The following is a 15,555-nucleotide window of genomic DNA, read 5'->3' on the forward strand; positions in this document are numbered from 1 at the left end:
TTGGAGTGGCTTGGCCACGTCGGCTCCTACGACGGTCGGAGCGGGCGCGGTTTAGACCTCGGCGAGGTCGCCCTTCTCCTGCAACCAGGCCCGTCGGTCGGATGCGCGTTTCTTGGCGAGTAGCATATCGAGGAGGTTGTTGCTGTCGTCTTCGGCTTCAACCGTGAGCTGAACCAAGCGACGGGTATCCGGATGGATGGTCGTCTCGCGCAGTTGGCCCGGATTCATCTCGCCGAGGCCTTTGAAGCGCTGAACATTGACCTTGCCCTTGATCTTCTCGGCCTCGATGCGGTCGAGGATGCCGCGCTTCTCGCTGTCGTCCAGCGCATAGAAGACCTGCTTGCCGACGTCGATGCGGTAGAGCGGCGGCATGGCGACGAAGACATGCCCCTCGGCGACCAAACGCCGAAAATGCTTCAGAAAGAGCGCACACAACAAGGTCGCGATGTGCGCACCGTCGGAGTCCGCATCGGCGAGGATGCAGATCTTGCCGAAGCGCAGCCGCGCGAGATCGTCGCTGCCCGGATCTACGCCGATGGCGACCGCGATGTCGTGCACCTCCTGCGAGCCGAGGACCTCGGCCGGATCGACCTCCCAGGTATTTAAGATCTTGCCACGCAACGGGAGGATGGCCTGGAACTCGCGATCGCGCGCCTGCTTGGCCGAGCCGCCGGCCGAGTCGCCCTCCACCAGAAAGAGCTCGCCGCGCTCCGGGTCGGTCGTGGTGCAGTCGGCGAGCTTGCCCGGCAAGGCCGGCCCCTGCGTGATCTTCTTGCGGGTGACGGTACGGCCGGCGCGCAGTCGCGCCTGCGCCGCACCGATGACCAGCTCGGCGATCCGCTCGCCCTCGGCCACATGCTGATTCAGCCAGAGGCTGAAGGCGTCTTTGACCACACCGGAGACAAAGGCGGCGCACTCGCGCGAGGACAGCCGCTCCTTGGTCTGACCGGAGAACTGCGGCTCGATCAGCTTGACCGAGAGGATATAGCTGACCCGGCCCCAGACATCCTCCGGGGCCACCTTCACACCGCGCGGCAGCAGGTTGCGGAACTCGCAGAACTCGCGCACCGCCTCGGTGAGCCCGGTGCGCAGACCGTTGACGTGGGTGCCGCCCTGCACGGTCGGGATGAGATTCACGTAGCTCTCGGCGACCGCCTCTCCACCCTCGGGCAACCAGCCCAGCGCCCAGCTCGCCGCCTCGTTGGCCCCTTCCAGGTCGCCGACGAAGAGCTGCGACGGCAGGGTCTCGGCACCGTTCAGCGCCTGGAGCAGATAGTCCTTGAGACCGTCCTGATAGCACCAGACCTGCTCCTCGCCGCTCGCCTCGTCGCGAAAGCGGACCTCGAGTCCGGGGCAAAGAACAGCTTTCGCCTGTAGCAGGTGCGTCAGCGGTCGGATGGCGATTTTCGGGGTGTCGAAATATTTCGGATCCGGCCGGAAGCGCAGTCGGGTGCCCGTGTTGCCGCGCCCGACGCTTCCAAGCTGAACAAGATCGCTCGCCTTCTCGCCGCCGGCAAAGGCCATGTGGTGCTCGTGACCGCCGCGCTTGACCCAGACATCCAGGCGGTGCGACAGGGCATTCACGACCGAGACGCCGACCCCGTGCAGCCCGCCCGAGAAACGATAGTTGTCGCCGTTGAACTTGCCGCCCGCGTGCAGCTTGGTGAGGATGACCTCGACGCCGGGCAGACCCTGCTCGGGATGGATATCCACCGGCATGCCGCGCCCGTCGTCGCTCACCTCGAGCGAGCCGTCGGCGAAGAGCACCACATCGATGCGGCGGGCATGTCCTGCAAGCGCCTCGTCGACGCTGTTGTCGATCACCTCTTGGGCGAGGTGGTTGGGGCGGGTGGTGTCGGTGTACATCCCGGGGCGTTTGCGCACCGGGTCGAGGCCGCTGAGGACCTCGATGGCTGAGGCATCGTAGTGGCCGGTCATGAGGGTGTGGGTCGATCCTGTCGGAGAAACGCGGATGGTAGGCTCGAAACGAGCAGATGAAGTGGCTGTCGATCGCGGAGTCTATTGCGCCGGCAGACCCAGCGGCAAGAACAGACGCTCGGGCCTGTCCGGCAGCGCGTGAAATCCGAAGCGCTCGTAGAACCGCTTTGCCCGATCGGTCTTCGCATCGACAACAAGGGCATGAATACCGATCGTCGCGCCGGCGCTCATTGCACGCTTGACCGCGTCGGCCAAGAGCAAGCGACCGATTCCCTGACCTTGGGCGTCGCGCGAGACCGCCAACCGCCCGAGGAGTGCAGCCGGCACCGGTTGTTTGGGCAGGCGACGGGCCAGTGTGCGCGGAAGCAGACCGATGTCGACGGACAAGGCGCTCAGGGTGTAGAAGCCGAGGATCGTCCGAGGATCCGATCCGGTGCAGACGAAGACGCGGGCGATGCGTCTGCGGATATCCTGACCCGCGCGCTGCTTGAGGTACTGATCGAGAATCGCCTCGCCGCACGAAAAAACCGCTCGTTCATGCTCCGGGCCCAGCGGCTCGACGACGAGGGATTTCGGGGTCGTCATCGCGAGTCGACGCGTCGACCGTGCTCCTCCAGTGCTGCCGTAAGCTCGGGGCTCATCACGGGCGGATTCGCGAGTCGATCGAAGAAGACCTCCGCATCGCGGCCGCTCAGGACCATGGTCTCATGCTCCGAGATGACTTGCTCCGCGCGCATGAGCGCCGTCACGAGCACGTAGCGACTGAGGGTCTGCCCTTCGAGCAGGGCCGCCCGTTCGAGTCGTTGTTTCGACGCGGCATCGAGCCGAAGGTTGATCCGCTCGGTTTTGGAGACGCTGGCTGTCGGCATGCCCGGACCTCGGTGTGTATTGGTGATTTTGTACGTCATTATGGTGCCGTTTTCGCCTTCTGTCGAGGCGCGCCCAGGCGGCGCCATCAGATCCGTGGCGAACGTGCACGCCTGCGGTTTGACCCATCCGAAGAGCTGGGGTAACTTAGTTCGACCCCCGAAAGTCCTCAAACCGCGTCCGGCCAGAACCCCTTGGATTCAACCGAGCGGCGTGACCAACGAAGCATCGGTATCCGTTCAGGACGCGGTTCAAGCGCATGAAAAAGCCAGTCGCTCCCCCCCCGCCTTCCTTCGAGCAGTCGCTCGCCGAGCTGGAAACCATCGTCGATGCCCTCGAAAAGGGCGAGATGAGCCTCGAGGAGTCACTGAGTTCCTTCGAGCGCGGGATCGGCCTGACCCGTGCCTGCCAGCACGCGCTGGATGCGGCCGAGCAACGCGTGCGTATCCTCACCGATACTCGGCCCGATGCCGGACCCCGTTCCGAATCCGGTGCCGAACTAGAGCCCTTCGAATCCAATGACTGACGCCACTCTGGACGACTTTCGCGCGCGCTGCCGTGCCCGCGTCGAAGCCACGCTCGACGCACTTCTGCCACCGGCCAGCGTCCAGCCGGTGCGACTGCACGAGGCTATGCGCTACACCGTCCTGGGCGGCGGCAAGCGCATCCGTCCGCTCTTGGCCTATGCTGCCGGCGAAGCACTCGGTGTCGATCCTGTCCTGCTCGACCGCCCCGCCTGTGCCGTCGAGCTGATCCATGCCTACTCCTTGATTCACGACGACCTCCCGGCGATGGACGACGACGATCTGCGACGCGGGCGCCCGACCTGCCATCGCGCCTTCGACGAGGCGACCGCGATCCTGGCCGGCGATGCGCTCCAGACCCTCGCCTTCCAGGCATTGGCCGAGTCGCCCGGGCTGGATGCCGAGAAGCGCATCGCCATGGTCGCAAGCCTCGCCCGTGCGAGCGGAGCACGCGGCATGGTCGGTGGTCAGGCACTCGACCTGGCCGCCGAGGGCAGTGTCCTCGACGTCGCTATGCTCGAGCACATCCACATCCACAAAACCGGCGCACTCATCAGGGCAGCCGTGCAGATGGGTATCCTTGCCCACGATGCCCCGGACCCGGATCACGCCGAACGCCTGGATCGCTATGCAAAATGTATCGGTCTCGCCTTTCAGATTCAGGACGATGTGCTCGACGTCGAGGGCGACACCGATCTGATCGGCAAGACGGCCGGCCGCGATCAGGTCCTTGAGAAGGCGACCTACCCGGCCCTCGTCGGGTTGCCCGAAGCCAAGGAGATGGCCGCCGCCCTGATCGGCGATGCGCTCGAGAGCATCGGGGTTTTTTCGTCCGGGGCCGACCCTCTGCGCTGGATCGCGGGCGCACTGATCGGTCGCAAGCACTGAGACGTGCCTCGTCTCGACAGAGGCGACCTCACCGAACGGTCGGCACCTCGAATCGACACATCGGATCGGCGCGGACAGACCCAGCCGGTTTGTCTTGTCGGCCTCTGCCCCCAAATTCCGGGTTTGACACCACTAAGACGATCCATCGAGAGAAGTCACATCATGGAGCAAGTGCTCGAGCCCAACTGCTGCGCCGCGCCCGACAACGCCGAGATCGCCGACGTCCAGGCGAGCGCCGACTCTCGCCGGATCGCCATCGACAAGGTGGGGATCAAGGACATCCGCCATCCCGTGCGGGTCAGCGATCGCAACGGCACCGAGCAGCACACGGTCGCCAACTTCAACATGTATGTCTACCTGCCGCACGACTTCAAAGGGACCCATATGTCCCGTTTCGTGCAGATCCTGAACAATCACGAGCGCGAGATCGGCGTGGCATCGTTCAAAGAGATGCTGGCGGAGATGTCGCAGCTCCTGGAGTCCGAAGCGGGTCACATCGAGATGCGCTTCCCCTTCTTCGTGAACAAGAAGGCCCCCGTCACCGGCGTGGAAAGCCTGCTCGACTACGAGGTCACCTTCATCGGGGAGATCCGCCGAGGCGTGCCGACGCTGGAGATCAAGGTCGTCGTGCCCGTCACCAGCCTGTGTCCGTGCTCGAAGAAGATCTCGGCCTACGGCGCGCACAATCAGCGCTCCCACGTGACGGTGCAGGTCCGCTCGCACGGCCACATCTGGATCGAGGAGCTCATCGAGATGGTCGAGGCGGAGGCATCCTCCGAGCTCTTCGGATTGCTGAAGCGGCCGGACGAGAAGTACGTGACCGAGCATGCCTACGATAATCCCAAGTTCGTCGAAGACCTAGTGAGGGACGTCGCCACGCGCCTGAACGAGGATGACCGGGTCGCGGCGTACGTGGTCGAGGCGGAGAATTTCGAGTCCATCCACAACCATTCGGCCTACGCCCTGATCGAGCGCGACAAGGACCGCGAGGCCCGCATCGCCGAGGCGACGCTCTGATCCTGCTGCTGCACGGGTTTACGGGCAGCAGCGAAGATTGGCGGGCCTGTTGTCGGCGTCTCGGTGATCGCGGGATCGCCATCGACCTGCCCGGACATGGCGCCGACTCGACAGACGTTCGGCCCTTCCAAGACACCGTCGAAGACATCCTAAGCACCCTGCCCGCGGGCGTCGAAGAGGTGGTCGGCTACTCCTTGGGCGGACGCTTCGCTCTCGGCTTGATGGCGCTCGACCCGAATCGCTTTCGGCGTGCAACCGTCATCTCCGCCCATCCGGGTCTCGAAGACGCCTCGCAGAGGGCCGATCGGCTCGCCGGTGACCGGGCGTGGGTGCGACTGCTCCTCGACGGCGGCATCGACGCGTTCGTCGACGCCTGGGAGTCACAACCCTTGTTCGCGACCCAGGCCGGCTTGCCGATCGCGGTGCTCGAGCGACAACGTCGGCGGCGCTTAGATCAACGCCCGGCGGGGCTCGCGGCCTCCCTCCTGCAGCACGGACTCGGGCGCATGCCGAGCCTTTGGGAGCCGCTGAGGGCCTTCCCGGGTGAGCTGACCTGGATCGCCGGGGCTGCCGATGCGCGCTTTCTCGGAATCGCACGAGAGGTCGTACGCCGACGTCCCGCCACCCGACTGCACGTCCTGCCCGGCGTCGGCCATAATCCCCTGCTCGAATGCCCCGAGATCTTGGGTGATCTTTTGATCTAGAATCGCGTCTCCGAAGTCGTCCTACGGATGCGCCCGGGTAAGCCGATCACCCGAGGAGCGCTTCCGGCGAGGCGACATCCCGAAGAACCCAACGAACCTACACCTCGACCTGAGCCGGAGGAGGCACACATGCAACACACACCGTCCGAGCCGCAACCGGCAACACCGATGTCCGCGCAAACGCCGGGGACCGATCACGTCCGATCCGAGGACAACAACCTGACCGTGATCCTCGGAGAGTGGGGCTTCAAGGTCCTGTTCGCTTTCCTGGGTGCCGCGGCAACGCTGCTCAGCCTGCTCGCACCGCGTCGGCGAGAGCGTTCCTGAGCAACTTCGTCGAGCAAGGATTCGGTATCGGTCCGAGCGACCGCGACAGCGTGTCCGACCTGCTCTCGATCTCCCCGCCCGAGGCACCGCCGCGATTCGAAGGCTTTCGGCGCAGGCGTTATCCTCGCGCCATGGAGATCGACCCGATGCCCACGCTCGGCGGCGGTAAGGCCGGCCGGGGCTTCGCTCGCCTTCGCCGGCAGCGGCATGGTCACGTTGTCGCAACCTTGACGTACTAGGATGCCGCGGTCACCGCGGCTCATCACCCAGACCGGGCAGATGGCTGGCGTAGGTCTCGGTCCCGCGCTCGCGCGTTGCCGGGCCAGGTCGCAATCTTTACCGATCGCGCGTCAATCTGCCGCGTTATTCGACGATCGGGGGATGAGACCCATCGTGAACCGCGACGATCACCGCCGGTGGCCCCGCTTCGGCCGAGACTCGCGATGAGACCTGGATTCCAAAACCCTTGACCGAATCGGTTTTTTCGCTCGACAAATGCACTTTGATTCCGGCACCCTTTGATCATCGCCAACACCTGCTATGATTCAGCGGCGACGTCTTGCCGAAGGCCACGGATTCGGGGTGGCGAGATGCCGGATACGGTAGGACCGGATCGATGGAGCACTCGGTGCTTTACCGAGCGCGCCCGAGGAAACGCTGTAATCGACCGCGACCCACAATGCGAGGCAAGACGAGTCACTTCTGTCCGGAGAGTCCAGGATCTAGACGCGGCAGTCGATCGACGCCGAGGAAAGAGGTTTGGATGATCCGATTCGTGCGACCAGCAAGGAGAAGAAGCAAGTGAAAACCAAGCAAATCCTGTTCAGTTCCGCTGCGGCACTCGCCATCATGCTCGCCGGTACCGCTGCTGCCGAGCAGCCTGCAACGCCGTTCGTCTCGGGCGACGAGCCGATGAACGTCGGACAAGAGGCTCAAATCAAGGCTCCGACACCGGATGCCATGGCGCAGGAAAAAACGAGCGAGATGCTCAAGAAGGAGAGCGAGGAGCTGACCGGCGAGTACCCGACCGATCAAGGCGCCGAAGGGCAGGTCAAGGATCCGACCCCGAATGCGGCAGAGCAGGCAGTCACGGCCGAGGATCTCAAGAAGGAAGACGCCTCGGGGGCCATCAGCGGCAAGTACGAATAAGTCGCCGTTCGATCCCGGTGGAGACCGCTCGCGCGATCCGATCCGCCGGGATCACCGGGCAATCTCGATCAACCCGAGCATTGCCCCTCCTGCCCTGCTCCCCTCGATCGATCGGCGCGCCATCGCATCCCGACGAAGGACTCAGGGTTGCGCACCGCAGCAGGACCGACGCGTTTTTGAAGAAACCTGCCCCATGACGACAATGATCGCTGATGCCCGAAGGAGCTGCGGTCATGTCGCCTCCGGTGCGGACGCCGACCCGGCCTGCTCGGAGGACGACGTCGACCCGATTCCCGCCGCTCCGGTCACCTGCGAGACCTGCGCCGCCTGTTGCTGTCGATTGGAGGTCTGGTGCCTCACCGACACCGGCGTCCCCGGCCATCTTACCGTGATGGACAACTTCGGCCGCACCCTCATGGACCGACTCGACGACGGCTGGTGTGCGGCATTGGACCGCGACACCCTGCTGTGCCGAATCTACGCGCAGCGGCCCTTGGTCTGCCGGGAGCTGGCGGTCGGCAGCCCCGAATGCCTCGCCGAGCGCAGTTAAACCCCGCCGGGTGCGGTATGCGTCATTCGCGGGATTGGATTGGCCGCGCCAGCTCCGACGACTGCCGAAGCCGGCGCGGTTTAGTATCATGAAAGTTTGCGACCCGATGAGCGTCGCCACGTCGATGACGGCTAAGGTTCGCGCGGGTTGAGAGGGTCCAGATGGCACAACAACTGATCAAGGTTCCGCCGACCAAGAACACCTTACTCCGACTGAAGAAGCAGGAGAAATTTCTCGAAGAAGGCCACGACCTGCTCGAACGCAAGCGCGAGCTTCTGACCCGTCTGGTCTACGAGCGCATCGGCGAATACCGTCGGCTTCGGGACGCGTCGGAAAAGGCGCTCGCCGAGGCCTATCGCTGTCTCAGCATCACGCACCTGCGCATGGGCAGCCGCGGGATCCATCAGGCCGCCCTCGGCTCGGAGCTGGCCCTGACGGTCGACATCCTGCCGCGCCGCGCGCTCGGCGTGGAGTATCCCGCCGTCACCAGCGAGCGGATCCCGCTCAAGCCGGTCGGCCTTTTGGGGACGGACGCGAGCTTCGACACCACCCGCGAGAACCTCGCCAACGCCTGCGTGCTGCTCGCCCGCCTCGCCGAGGTCGAGACCGCGCTGCACCGCCTGATGGAGGAGCAGCGCAAGGCCCAGAAGCGGGTCAACGCGCTTAAGTACAACATCATTCCGCTCTATCGGCGGACCATCCACTTCATTCAGTCCTCGCTCGAAGAAGAGGAGCGCAACACGCTCTTCCAGGTCAAGTTGCTGCGGCAACGGGCCGAGGCTTGAGGAGCCGCCCACCGCCATGCCCGAATTCCCGCGCAAGGTCCTCGGCCTGCTCCTGATCCTGGCCGCCGTCGGCGTCGCCTCTTGGCAGGCGCTTGCGGTTTCCTGCTCGTCTCCTGCCGCTGCCGCCGAGACGACCCGGCACGCCGTCCCGCCACGCTGAGCACCCGGGAGACACGTCCATGATCCGCGTGTTTGCGCTTGTCGTGATCCTCGCCACGATCGCCGTCCTGATCCTGGTCGTCCGCTCGAAACTCGTCGGCACCGCTGAAGATGAGCCCGCGGTTCCGAATCAGCCGAGCCCAGCCAAGGGGCTCTTGATGTTCCTCCTGACGCTGCCGGTCTTGATCGCCGCGGTTGTCGCCATGGCGCGCGGGCTCTTGATGCCGATGATCGGCAACGCCGTCGGTTACGGGCTGCTGCTGGGCGGGGCCTGGTTGCTGTGGCGCGGGCTGGTCTCTGAAGCCGTCTACGCGCGTCGGCTCGTCGCCAAGACGCCTTGGCCGCTCAAGACCTCGGGCGGCGTCCTGATCGGCTTGGGCACCGGTCTGACCGCCTGGCTGGGCGTCGGACACCATCCAGGTATCGCATTCGCCTTCGGTGTCGTGGCGCTGCTCGGGTGCCGACTCTTTTACGGGGGCGATCCGGTTGCTCCCAAGCGGGTGACGGCAGCCTCCGGGCTGGACACCACGGATCAGGTGCTTGCCGCCTTGGCGCAAGCCGAGCACTCGATCGCCGCCGTCGAGCAGTCGAGCCGCGACATCCGACAACCCGAGCTCAATCAGCGCCTGCGGCGCGTCGCCGCGCTCGCACGCGAGATTCTGACCTTGCTTGAAGAAGACCCACGCGACCTGCGACGCGCCCGCAAGTTTTTGAACGTCTATCTGGATGGTGTGCAGCGCGTCGTCGAGGGCTACGCGAGGACGCACGCACGCGCCGCCTCGCCCGATCTCGACGCCAACTTCCGTCGGGTCCTGACGAGCATCGAGGAGGTGTTCAATGAGCAACGTCGGAAGCTCTTGGAGTCCGACATCATGGACCTGGACGTGCAGATCGAGGTGCTGACGAGCCAATTGAAGCGCGAGGGGCTCTTATGAACCGCGTCGAATGAACTGCGTCGAGGAGCGATATGCGATCGTCGATGCGCTTCGCAACCTTGCGCCTGTCAAAGAGGCCGAAGCGACGCGGTTCAGAGGGTAAGAGTAAAGACGACGGCTGAAAAAGGCATCGCCTTCGCGGGCATATCTCCCGCCTGCCTTTCTTTTATGATCGAAACTGCGTCAACCGAGCCCTCTTTGGCTCGTTCTGGGCTCGCCGGGAACTGGAACCTTGCACGTCACTCCGGACTCGGTTTAATCGCCATCTCGATCACCCTCGCCACGGCGGCAAACCCGAACGTCGCTGTCACGAAGCTGGCCGACCCGTAGCCCAGTCGGCAGTCGAGCGAGACACCGCTGGTTCCGGGCTTTTGATGGCTGACACAGCCATCCGCCTGCGGATAGACCGGCTGCTCCAGCGAGTAGACGCAGTCGACCTTGAAACGCCGTTTCGGGTCTCTGGGAAACCCATACGCCTCGCGCAACCGACGTCGCACCTTCGATGCCAAGGGGTCGTGCTCCGTGCGGGTCAGATCGGCCACCCTGACCGCGGTCGGATCGCGCCGTCCGCCCGCACCCCCGGTCGTAACGATGCGGATCTCGTGCGCCTTGCAGTAGGCAATCATCGCCGCCTTGAAACGGATGCTGTCGATCGCGTCGATGACCCCGTCATAGCCGCGGCTTAGATACACCTCCAGGGTCCGGTCGGTGATGAAATCGCGGATCGGCTCGCATCGGCAGAGCGGATGGATGTCACGGATGCGCTCGGCCATCACCTCGACCTTCGCCCGCTCGAGCTGGCTGGTCATGGCATGACTCTGCCGATTCACGTTGCCCGGCTCGATGGTGTCGTCGTCGATCAAGGTGATCGCGCCCACCCCGGTGCGCGCGAGTGCCTCCGCGGCCCAGGAGCCCACACCGCCGACGCCGACGACGCAGACATGCAGCTCCGCGATCCGCGCGCTCTGCGCCGCACCGTAGAGCCGGGCGATCCCGCCGAAGCGCGCCTCGCGCCCGACCGAGGCCTCTGGATCAAGCTGCGCATGGGTGTCCGATATCTCCATCTCGGCATCATCCTCGATCCACGCCCGGACTGAAAGCGTCCGCCCGACACGACCCCGAACCCTCGAACCACACCCTACTCTCCGAAACCGCCAATCTCCTGAACCGCGCCCCCCCCCGACAGCCATTGATAAGCACGAGGTCGAAATCACCGACGCCGGATCGGATGCCTCCGCACGCGGTTCAGCAGCGCTTGACATCCGCGGATTTTTCTCTAGATTGTTAGCACTCGATCCGACCGAGTGCTAACAGCCCGTCGAGATCGCGAACTCTCGCTTTCTTCGCTCAAGGAGTCACGCCGTTTATGAACCTACGTCCTTTGCATGACCGTGTCGTCGTTCGCCGCAAGGAGGAGGAGCGCACCTCCGCCGGTGGAATCCTGATCCCGGACTCGGCGGCCGAAAAGCCGATCGAAGGCGAGGTCATCGCCGTCGGCAACGGCAAGCTGCTGGACAACGGCGACATCCGTCGCCTGGATGTGAAGTGCGGCGACCGCGTGTTGTTCGGAAAATATTCCGGCACAGAGGTCAAGCTCTCCGAGGAGAAGCTGCTGGTGATGCGCGAAGACGACATCATGGGCGTCATCGAATAGCCGTCAAGCATCCGCTTCCGCCACATCCCCCATTTCGCTCTACCGAGGCAAGCCATCCATGAGTGCAAAACAGATTTCCTTCAGCGAGCAAGCCCGTGCCCGGATGCTCCACGGCGTGGACATCCTCGCCAACGCGGTCAAGGTTACCTTAGGTCCGAAGGGCCGCAACGTCGTGATCGAGAAGTCCTGGGGCGCCCCGACCGTCACCAAGGACGGGGTCTCGGTGGCCAAGGCGATCGAGCTCAAAGACAAGCTCGAAAACATGGGTGCTCAGATGGTCAAGGAGGTCGCTTCCAAGACCTCCGACATCGCCGGCGACGGCACCACCACCGCCACCGTGCTGGCGCAGGCGATGGTCCGCGAGGGTCTCAAGGCGGTGGCCGCCGGCATGAACCCGATGGACATCAAGCGCGGCATCGACAAGGCGGTCGAGGCATCGGTCGCCGAGCTGAAGACGCTCTCCCGGCCCTGCTCGACCAACAAAGCGATCGCGCAGGTCGGCACCATCTCGGCCAACTCGGACGAGTCGATCGGCCAGATCATCGCCGAGGCGATGGAGAAGGTCGGCAAGGAAGGCGTCATCACGGTGGAGGAAGGCAAGTCGCTGCAAAACGAGCTCGACCTGGTCGAAGGCATGCAGTTCGACCGTGGCTATCTCTCGCCCTACTTCATCAACAACCAGACGAGCCAGAAGGCCGAGCTGGACGCGCCCTACATCCTGCTCTACGACAAGAAGATCTCCAACATCCGTGATCTGCTCCCCGTGCTCGAGGCTGTCGCCAAGGCCGGCAAGCCGTTGCTGATCGTCGCCGAGGACATCGAGGGCGAGGCACTGGCGACCCTGGTCGTGAACAACCTGCGCGGCATCCTCAAGGTCTGCGCGGTCAAGGCACCGGGCTTCGGCGATCGCCGCAAGGCCATGCTGCAGGATCTCGCCATCCTCACCGGCGGCACCGTGATCTCCGAAGAGGTCGGTCTGTCGCTCGAGAAGGCGACCCTGAATGATCTCGGATCGGCCAAGACCGTCCAGATCGGAAAGGAAGACACCACCGTGATCGACGGCGCAGGCTCGCATGACGAGATCAAGGGCCGTTGCGATCAGATCCGCAGTCAGATCGAGGACACCACCTCGGATTACGACCGCGAGAAGCTGCAAGAGCGTCTGGCCAAGCTGGCCGGCGGTGTCGCGGTCGTGAAGGTCGGCGCGGCTACCGAGATGGAGATGAAGGAGAAGAAGGCGCGCGTTGAAGACGCACTGCACGCCACCCGCGCGGCTGTCGAGGAAGGTATCGTTCCCGGCGGCGGTGTGGCCTTGATCCGCGCCATCGGTGCGGTCGTTGGGCTGAAGGGCGCCAACACCGATCAGGATCTCGGCATCGCCATCGCGCGCCGCGCCTTGGAAGAGCCGCTGCGTCAGATCGTGACCAATGCCGGCGAAGAGGCATCCGTGGTCATGAGCAAGGTCGCCGAGGGCACCGCAAGCTTCGGCTACAACGCAGCCACCGGCGAATACGGCGACATGATGGAGATGGGTATTATCGACCCCACCAAGGTGACGCGCACCGCTCTGCAAAACGCAGCCTCCATCGCCGGGCTGATGATCACCACCGAAGCGATGGTGGCCGACGAGCCCAAGAAGGACAAAGGCGCCGCCGCACCGGCCGGCGGCATGGACGACATGGACTACTGAAGCCGGCGCCGAGCCGATGCACGGCTCGAGGCGATCACTGTTTCGCCTCGGGCCTTGCTTCGGCGTAGCGGGAAAGGTGTGAACTCAAAGGAGCCGCAAGGCTCCTTTGACATTCCGGTTCCACGAAACCGCCAAACTCCCAGCGAGCCGATACACGTCGCCGCAGCCAAGCAGCCGTGTGGCAAGGCTCTCGCCACACCCCGTTCGCGAACCAGACGGTTGGCCCCCGACCATCCATCCGTGCGTCGGAGCACGCCTCGTACAGGGTCCGCTTCGTCATCGGCGCGACGACCATTCACTCGGTCGATACCGTCGTAGCGTCCCTTTTCAGCTTCGCAACGCCGACGACGGTCAGCTACGGCGATATCACCCTGCTGCATCCGTTGGCACGATCGGTTGTCGCGATGACGGGCCTGATCGGACAGCTCGACCCGGCGATTCTAGTCGCGCGACCGGTGACCCTTTACCGTCGCGCCCCGTGAGGCGCGCTCGGAGGCGCCGCACCTTCATCCTCCCATGCACTCACCGCGAAGAAGTCGGCAAAACTGCCGCACTCAGGTTGAAATCACCGCCCAAGCTCCTGACTTTTTTCCATGGCACGGTAACCCTAAACCTGTCCGGAACCACAAGAGAGGAGTCGACCGATGAAGATGAAGAGGATTTCTAAACCGTCATCCCTGGCGCTGTTGATCGCCTTGGGGCTTACCCTTGGAACGTCAAGCGTTTTCGGCGCTTTCGAACGCACGCCGGCACCCGAGGACGCCCGTGCCTACATCATTACTCCGGAGAACGGCGCAACGGTGCCGCAGACCTTCGTCGTACGGTTTGGGCTCGCGGGGATGGGGGTCGCGCCTGCGGGCGCCGATCTCCCCAAGACGGGACACCATCATCTCCTCGTCGACATGGACGGCCTTCCGCCGCTCGATCAGCCGATCGGCGCCGACATCCTGCATTTCGGAGGCGGTCAGACAGAGACCCAGCTCACGCTGCCGCCGGGCGAGCACACTCTGCAGATCATCTTGGGCGACAAGAATCATATCCCGCATGATCCGCCGATCGTCTCGGAGCGCATCACGGTCACGGTCGAGTAAGCGGCCCACGGGTCCTGCGTGCGCCCTGTTGCGGCGCATGGCGGGTCTCCTGCTCCCGGCGGACGGCGCACGCCGACAGGTTGTGGTTGCGGCTCGAGAGAGCCCCGAGAGGCTTGCTTAGCGATCGCTTTCCATGATCAAGCGTTCGATGTCCGCGATGCGAATCTCTCGTCCGTCGGAGGTCAAGAATCGCCGGCCGTCGACACTGCCGCGTAGGACCTCGTACCGGGTCACCTCGCCCGTATTGGCATTGACGACCTGAACAGGGATGATCTCCCGATCGCGATCCCAATCCCGCACGAGATACGTCAGACTGCCGATCAACATGACGGCCAGCAGCCCGTAGGCGAGCGGGCGGATCAGTGCCGGAGGGATGAGAGGCGAGCGCGGCGCGACCAGTCCGGCGGCTTCCCGAGAGCGCCGGATGCGTGCCCGGATCACCAAGTAGGCCCCCAAAATGACGGCTGCGGTGAGGAGGAATTTTAGGATCATGGTGGTTACGTTAGCACGACCGGCCCACTCAGGCAGCCCGCACGCTCTGCACGGATATGTTTGGCGGGGTCGGCTCGAAGGTTGTCCGCAGCGACGCCCGGCCGGGGGCTCCAAGCCGCGCTCGGCACGGGCTTTGATGCTGATCGCAGCCATCGTGCTCACGGGGTGTACCGAGCCTTCCGAGCCGACGGTGAATCTGCACCGAGCCGTCGAGATCGGTGATATCGATCAGGTCTCGCGCCACATCTACTGGAAGAGCGACCTCGATGAACCCGATGCGGGCGGCGACCCGCCCCTCCACGTCGCCGCGCGCGCCGGGCGTGTGGCCATCACGCGGGAGCTTGCCCGCAACGGCGCGGACATCGAGGCGCCGAACGCGGCGGGAAGAGCACCGCTCGACGTTGCACTGCAAAACGGGCGCACGCAGGTCGCGGAGATGCTCATCGAGCAAGGTGCGCCGCTCGATGCGCAGGTTACGCTCTTCGAGCTGATCGAAGCGGGAGGGATCAAGCGCGAGACCTTGAATTTCCTCCTCGATGCCGGCGCACAGCTCGACAAACCGAGTTCGAGCGGGGAGGCGCCGCTGCACATCGCCATACGAAACGGGCACCTCGAAACGGTACGACAGCTCATCCTCGCGGGCGCCGATGTCAATCAACCCGCCGGCGACGGTCGCTTGCCGCTGCGGATTGCGCGAGAATCGGCGCCCGGGCGCGACGCCCGGTTTATCGTCTCGACCCTCGAGCGCAACGGTGCGAGGGCCGAACCACCCCCCTGACAGACAG

General features: G+C 64.5%; 20 protein-coding genes. 15 read left to right on the forward strand and 5 right to left on the reverse strand.

Features of this window, described 5'->3' with window-relative positions; all coding sequences use genetic code 11:
* Window positions 1–51: 51 nt before the first annotated feature.
* From parE to THIMADRAFT_RS00080, 3 genes are all read right to left on the reverse strand, one after another.
* Complete coding sequence (parE, locus tag THIMADRAFT_RS00070; protein WP_007190893.1) at window positions 52–1,938, reverse strand: DNA topoisomerase IV subunit B; 1,887 nt, start codon at window positions 1,936–1,938, stop codon at window positions 52–54.
* An 81-nt stretch (window positions 1,939–2,019) separates the two neighbouring features.
* On the reverse strand, window positions 2,020–2,523 hold the full coding sequence (locus THIMADRAFT_RS00075) for a GNAT family N-acetyltransferase (protein ID WP_007190894.1): 504 nt from the start codon (window positions 2,521–2,523) through the stop codon (window positions 2,020–2,022).
* Window positions 2,520–2,807 carry a type II toxin-antitoxin system TacA family antitoxin gene (locus THIMADRAFT_RS00080; RefSeq protein WP_007190895.1) on the reverse strand — a complete coding sequence of 96 codons (288 nt, stop codon included), beginning with the start codon at window positions 2,805–2,807 and terminating at the stop codon, window positions 2,520–2,522. The genes THIMADRAFT_RS00075 and THIMADRAFT_RS00080 overlap by 4 nt, the downstream gene beginning before the upstream one ends.
* Before the next feature lie 257 nt (window positions 2,808–3,064).
* Between THIMADRAFT_RS00080 and THIMADRAFT_RS00085 the strand changes: the two genes are divergently transcribed.
* From THIMADRAFT_RS00085 to THIMADRAFT_RS00130, 10 genes are all read left to right on the forward strand, one after another.
* Window positions 3,065–3,331: an exodeoxyribonuclease VII small subunit gene (locus tag THIMADRAFT_RS00085; RefSeq protein WP_007190896.1), complete on the forward strand. Its 267-nt coding sequence runs from the start codon at window positions 3,065–3,067 to the stop codon at window positions 3,329–3,331.
* On the forward strand, window positions 3,324–4,217 hold the full coding sequence (gene ispA, locus THIMADRAFT_RS00090; RefSeq protein WP_007190897.1) for a (2E,6E)-farnesyl diphosphate synthase: 894 nt from the start codon (window positions 3,324–3,326) through the stop codon (window positions 4,215–4,217). Before THIMADRAFT_RS00085 ends, ispA begins: the two co-directional genes overlap by 8 nt.
* 162 nt (window positions 4,218–4,379) lie before the next feature.
* Complete coding sequence (folE2, locus tag THIMADRAFT_RS00095; protein ID WP_007190898.1) at window positions 4,380–5,234, forward strand: GTP cyclohydrolase FolE2; 855 nt, start codon at window positions 4,380–4,382, stop codon at window positions 5,232–5,234.
* 8 nt (window positions 5,235–5,242) lie between these two features.
* Entirely contained in the window at window positions 5,243–5,938 is a 696-nt protein-coding gene (locus THIMADRAFT_RS00100; RefSeq protein WP_083829154.1) for an alpha/beta fold hydrolase, read from the forward strand.
* A 129-nt stretch (window positions 5,939–6,067) separates the two neighbouring features.
* Window positions 6,068–6,265 (forward strand): hypothetical protein, encoded by a 198-nt coding sequence (locus THIMADRAFT_RS00105; protein ID WP_007190900.1) that lies wholly within the window; start codon window positions 6,068–6,070, stop codon window positions 6,263–6,265.
* A gap of 801 nt (window positions 6,266–7,066) precedes the next feature.
* Window positions 7,067–7,414 carry a hypothetical protein gene (locus THIMADRAFT_RS00115; protein WP_139052640.1) on the forward strand — a complete coding sequence of 116 codons (348 nt, stop codon included), beginning with the start codon at window positions 7,067–7,069 and terminating at the stop codon, window positions 7,412–7,414.
* A 193-nt stretch (window positions 7,415–7,607) separates the two neighbouring features.
* Window positions 7,608–7,964, forward strand: coding sequence for a YkgJ family cysteine cluster protein (locus THIMADRAFT_RS00120; protein WP_233490098.1), 357 nt, complete (start codon window positions 7,608–7,610; stop codon window positions 7,962–7,964).
* 161 nt (window positions 7,965–8,125) lie between these two features.
* On the forward strand, window positions 8,126–8,749 hold the full coding sequence (locus tag THIMADRAFT_RS00125; RefSeq protein WP_007190903.1) for a V-type ATP synthase subunit D: 624 nt from the start codon (window positions 8,126–8,128) through the stop codon (window positions 8,747–8,749).
* A 16-nt stretch (window positions 8,750–8,765) separates the two neighbouring features.
* Window positions 8,766–8,909, forward strand: coding sequence for a hypothetical protein (locus tag THIMADRAFT_RS27310; RefSeq protein ID WP_007190904.1), 144 nt, complete (start codon window positions 8,766–8,768; stop codon window positions 8,907–8,909).
* Window positions 8,910–8,928: 19 nt separating this feature from the next.
* On the forward strand, window positions 8,929–9,843 hold the full coding sequence (locus THIMADRAFT_RS00130; RefSeq protein ID WP_007190905.1) for a 5-bromo-4-chloroindolyl phosphate hydrolysis family protein: 915 nt from the start codon (window positions 8,929–8,931) through the stop codon (window positions 9,841–9,843).
* A 239-nt stretch (window positions 9,844–10,082) separates the two neighbouring features.
* Here THIMADRAFT_RS00130 and tcdA read toward each other — a convergent pair whose 3' ends face one another.
* Entirely contained in the window at window positions 10,083–10,907 is an 825-nt protein-coding gene (gene tcdA, locus THIMADRAFT_RS00135; protein WP_007190906.1) for a tRNA cyclic N6-threonylcarbamoyladenosine(37) synthase TcdA, read from the reverse strand.
* A gap of 302 nt (window positions 10,908–11,209) precedes the next feature.
* Between tcdA and THIMADRAFT_RS00140 the strand changes: the two genes are divergently transcribed.
* The 4 genes from THIMADRAFT_RS00140 (at window position 11,210) to THIMADRAFT_RS00155 (ending at window position 14,278) form a co-directional block, all read left to right on the forward strand.
* The gene (locus THIMADRAFT_RS00140; protein ID WP_007190907.1) at window positions 11,210–11,497 is read left to right on the forward strand and encodes a co-chaperone GroES; all 288 of its coding nucleotides are present in this window, start codon (window positions 11,210–11,212) and stop codon (window positions 11,495–11,497) included.
* A 58-nt stretch (window positions 11,498–11,555) separates the two neighbouring features.
* Window positions 11,556–13,187: a chaperonin GroEL gene (gene groL, locus THIMADRAFT_RS00145; protein ID WP_007190908.1), complete on the forward strand. Its 1,632-nt coding sequence runs from the start codon at window positions 11,556–11,558 to the stop codon at window positions 13,185–13,187.
* A 176-nt stretch (window positions 13,188–13,363) separates the two neighbouring features.
* A complete protein-coding gene (locus tag THIMADRAFT_RS00150; protein WP_007190909.1) occupies window positions 13,364–13,669 on the forward strand; it encodes an ion channel in 306 nt (101 codons plus the stop codon).
* A gap of 162 nt (window positions 13,670–13,831) precedes the next feature.
* Complete coding sequence (locus THIMADRAFT_RS00155; protein ID WP_007190910.1) at window positions 13,832–14,278, forward strand: DUF4399 domain-containing protein; 447 nt, start codon at window positions 13,832–13,834, stop codon at window positions 14,276–14,278.
* 117 nt (window positions 14,279–14,395) lie between these two features.
* Here the strand turns inward: THIMADRAFT_RS00155 and THIMADRAFT_RS00160 are convergent, their stop codons facing one another.
* Complete coding sequence (locus tag THIMADRAFT_RS00160; protein WP_007190911.1) at window positions 14,396–14,770, reverse strand: hypothetical protein; 375 nt, start codon at window positions 14,768–14,770, stop codon at window positions 14,396–14,398.
* Between the two features lie 136 nt (window positions 14,771–14,906).
* Here THIMADRAFT_RS00160 and THIMADRAFT_RS00165 point away from each other — a divergent pair, with 136 nt between their 5' ends.
* On the forward strand, window positions 14,907–15,548 hold the full coding sequence (locus tag THIMADRAFT_RS00165; RefSeq protein WP_007190912.1) for an ankyrin repeat domain-containing protein: 642 nt from the start codon (window positions 14,907–14,909) through the stop codon (window positions 15,546–15,548).
* Window positions 15,549–15,555 lie beyond the last annotated feature (7 nt).

It is taken from the genome of Thiocapsa marina 5811, assembly GCF_000223985.1.
Lineage (GTDB): Bacteria > Pseudomonadota > Gammaproteobacteria > Chromatiales > Chromatiaceae > Thiocapsa > Thiocapsa marina.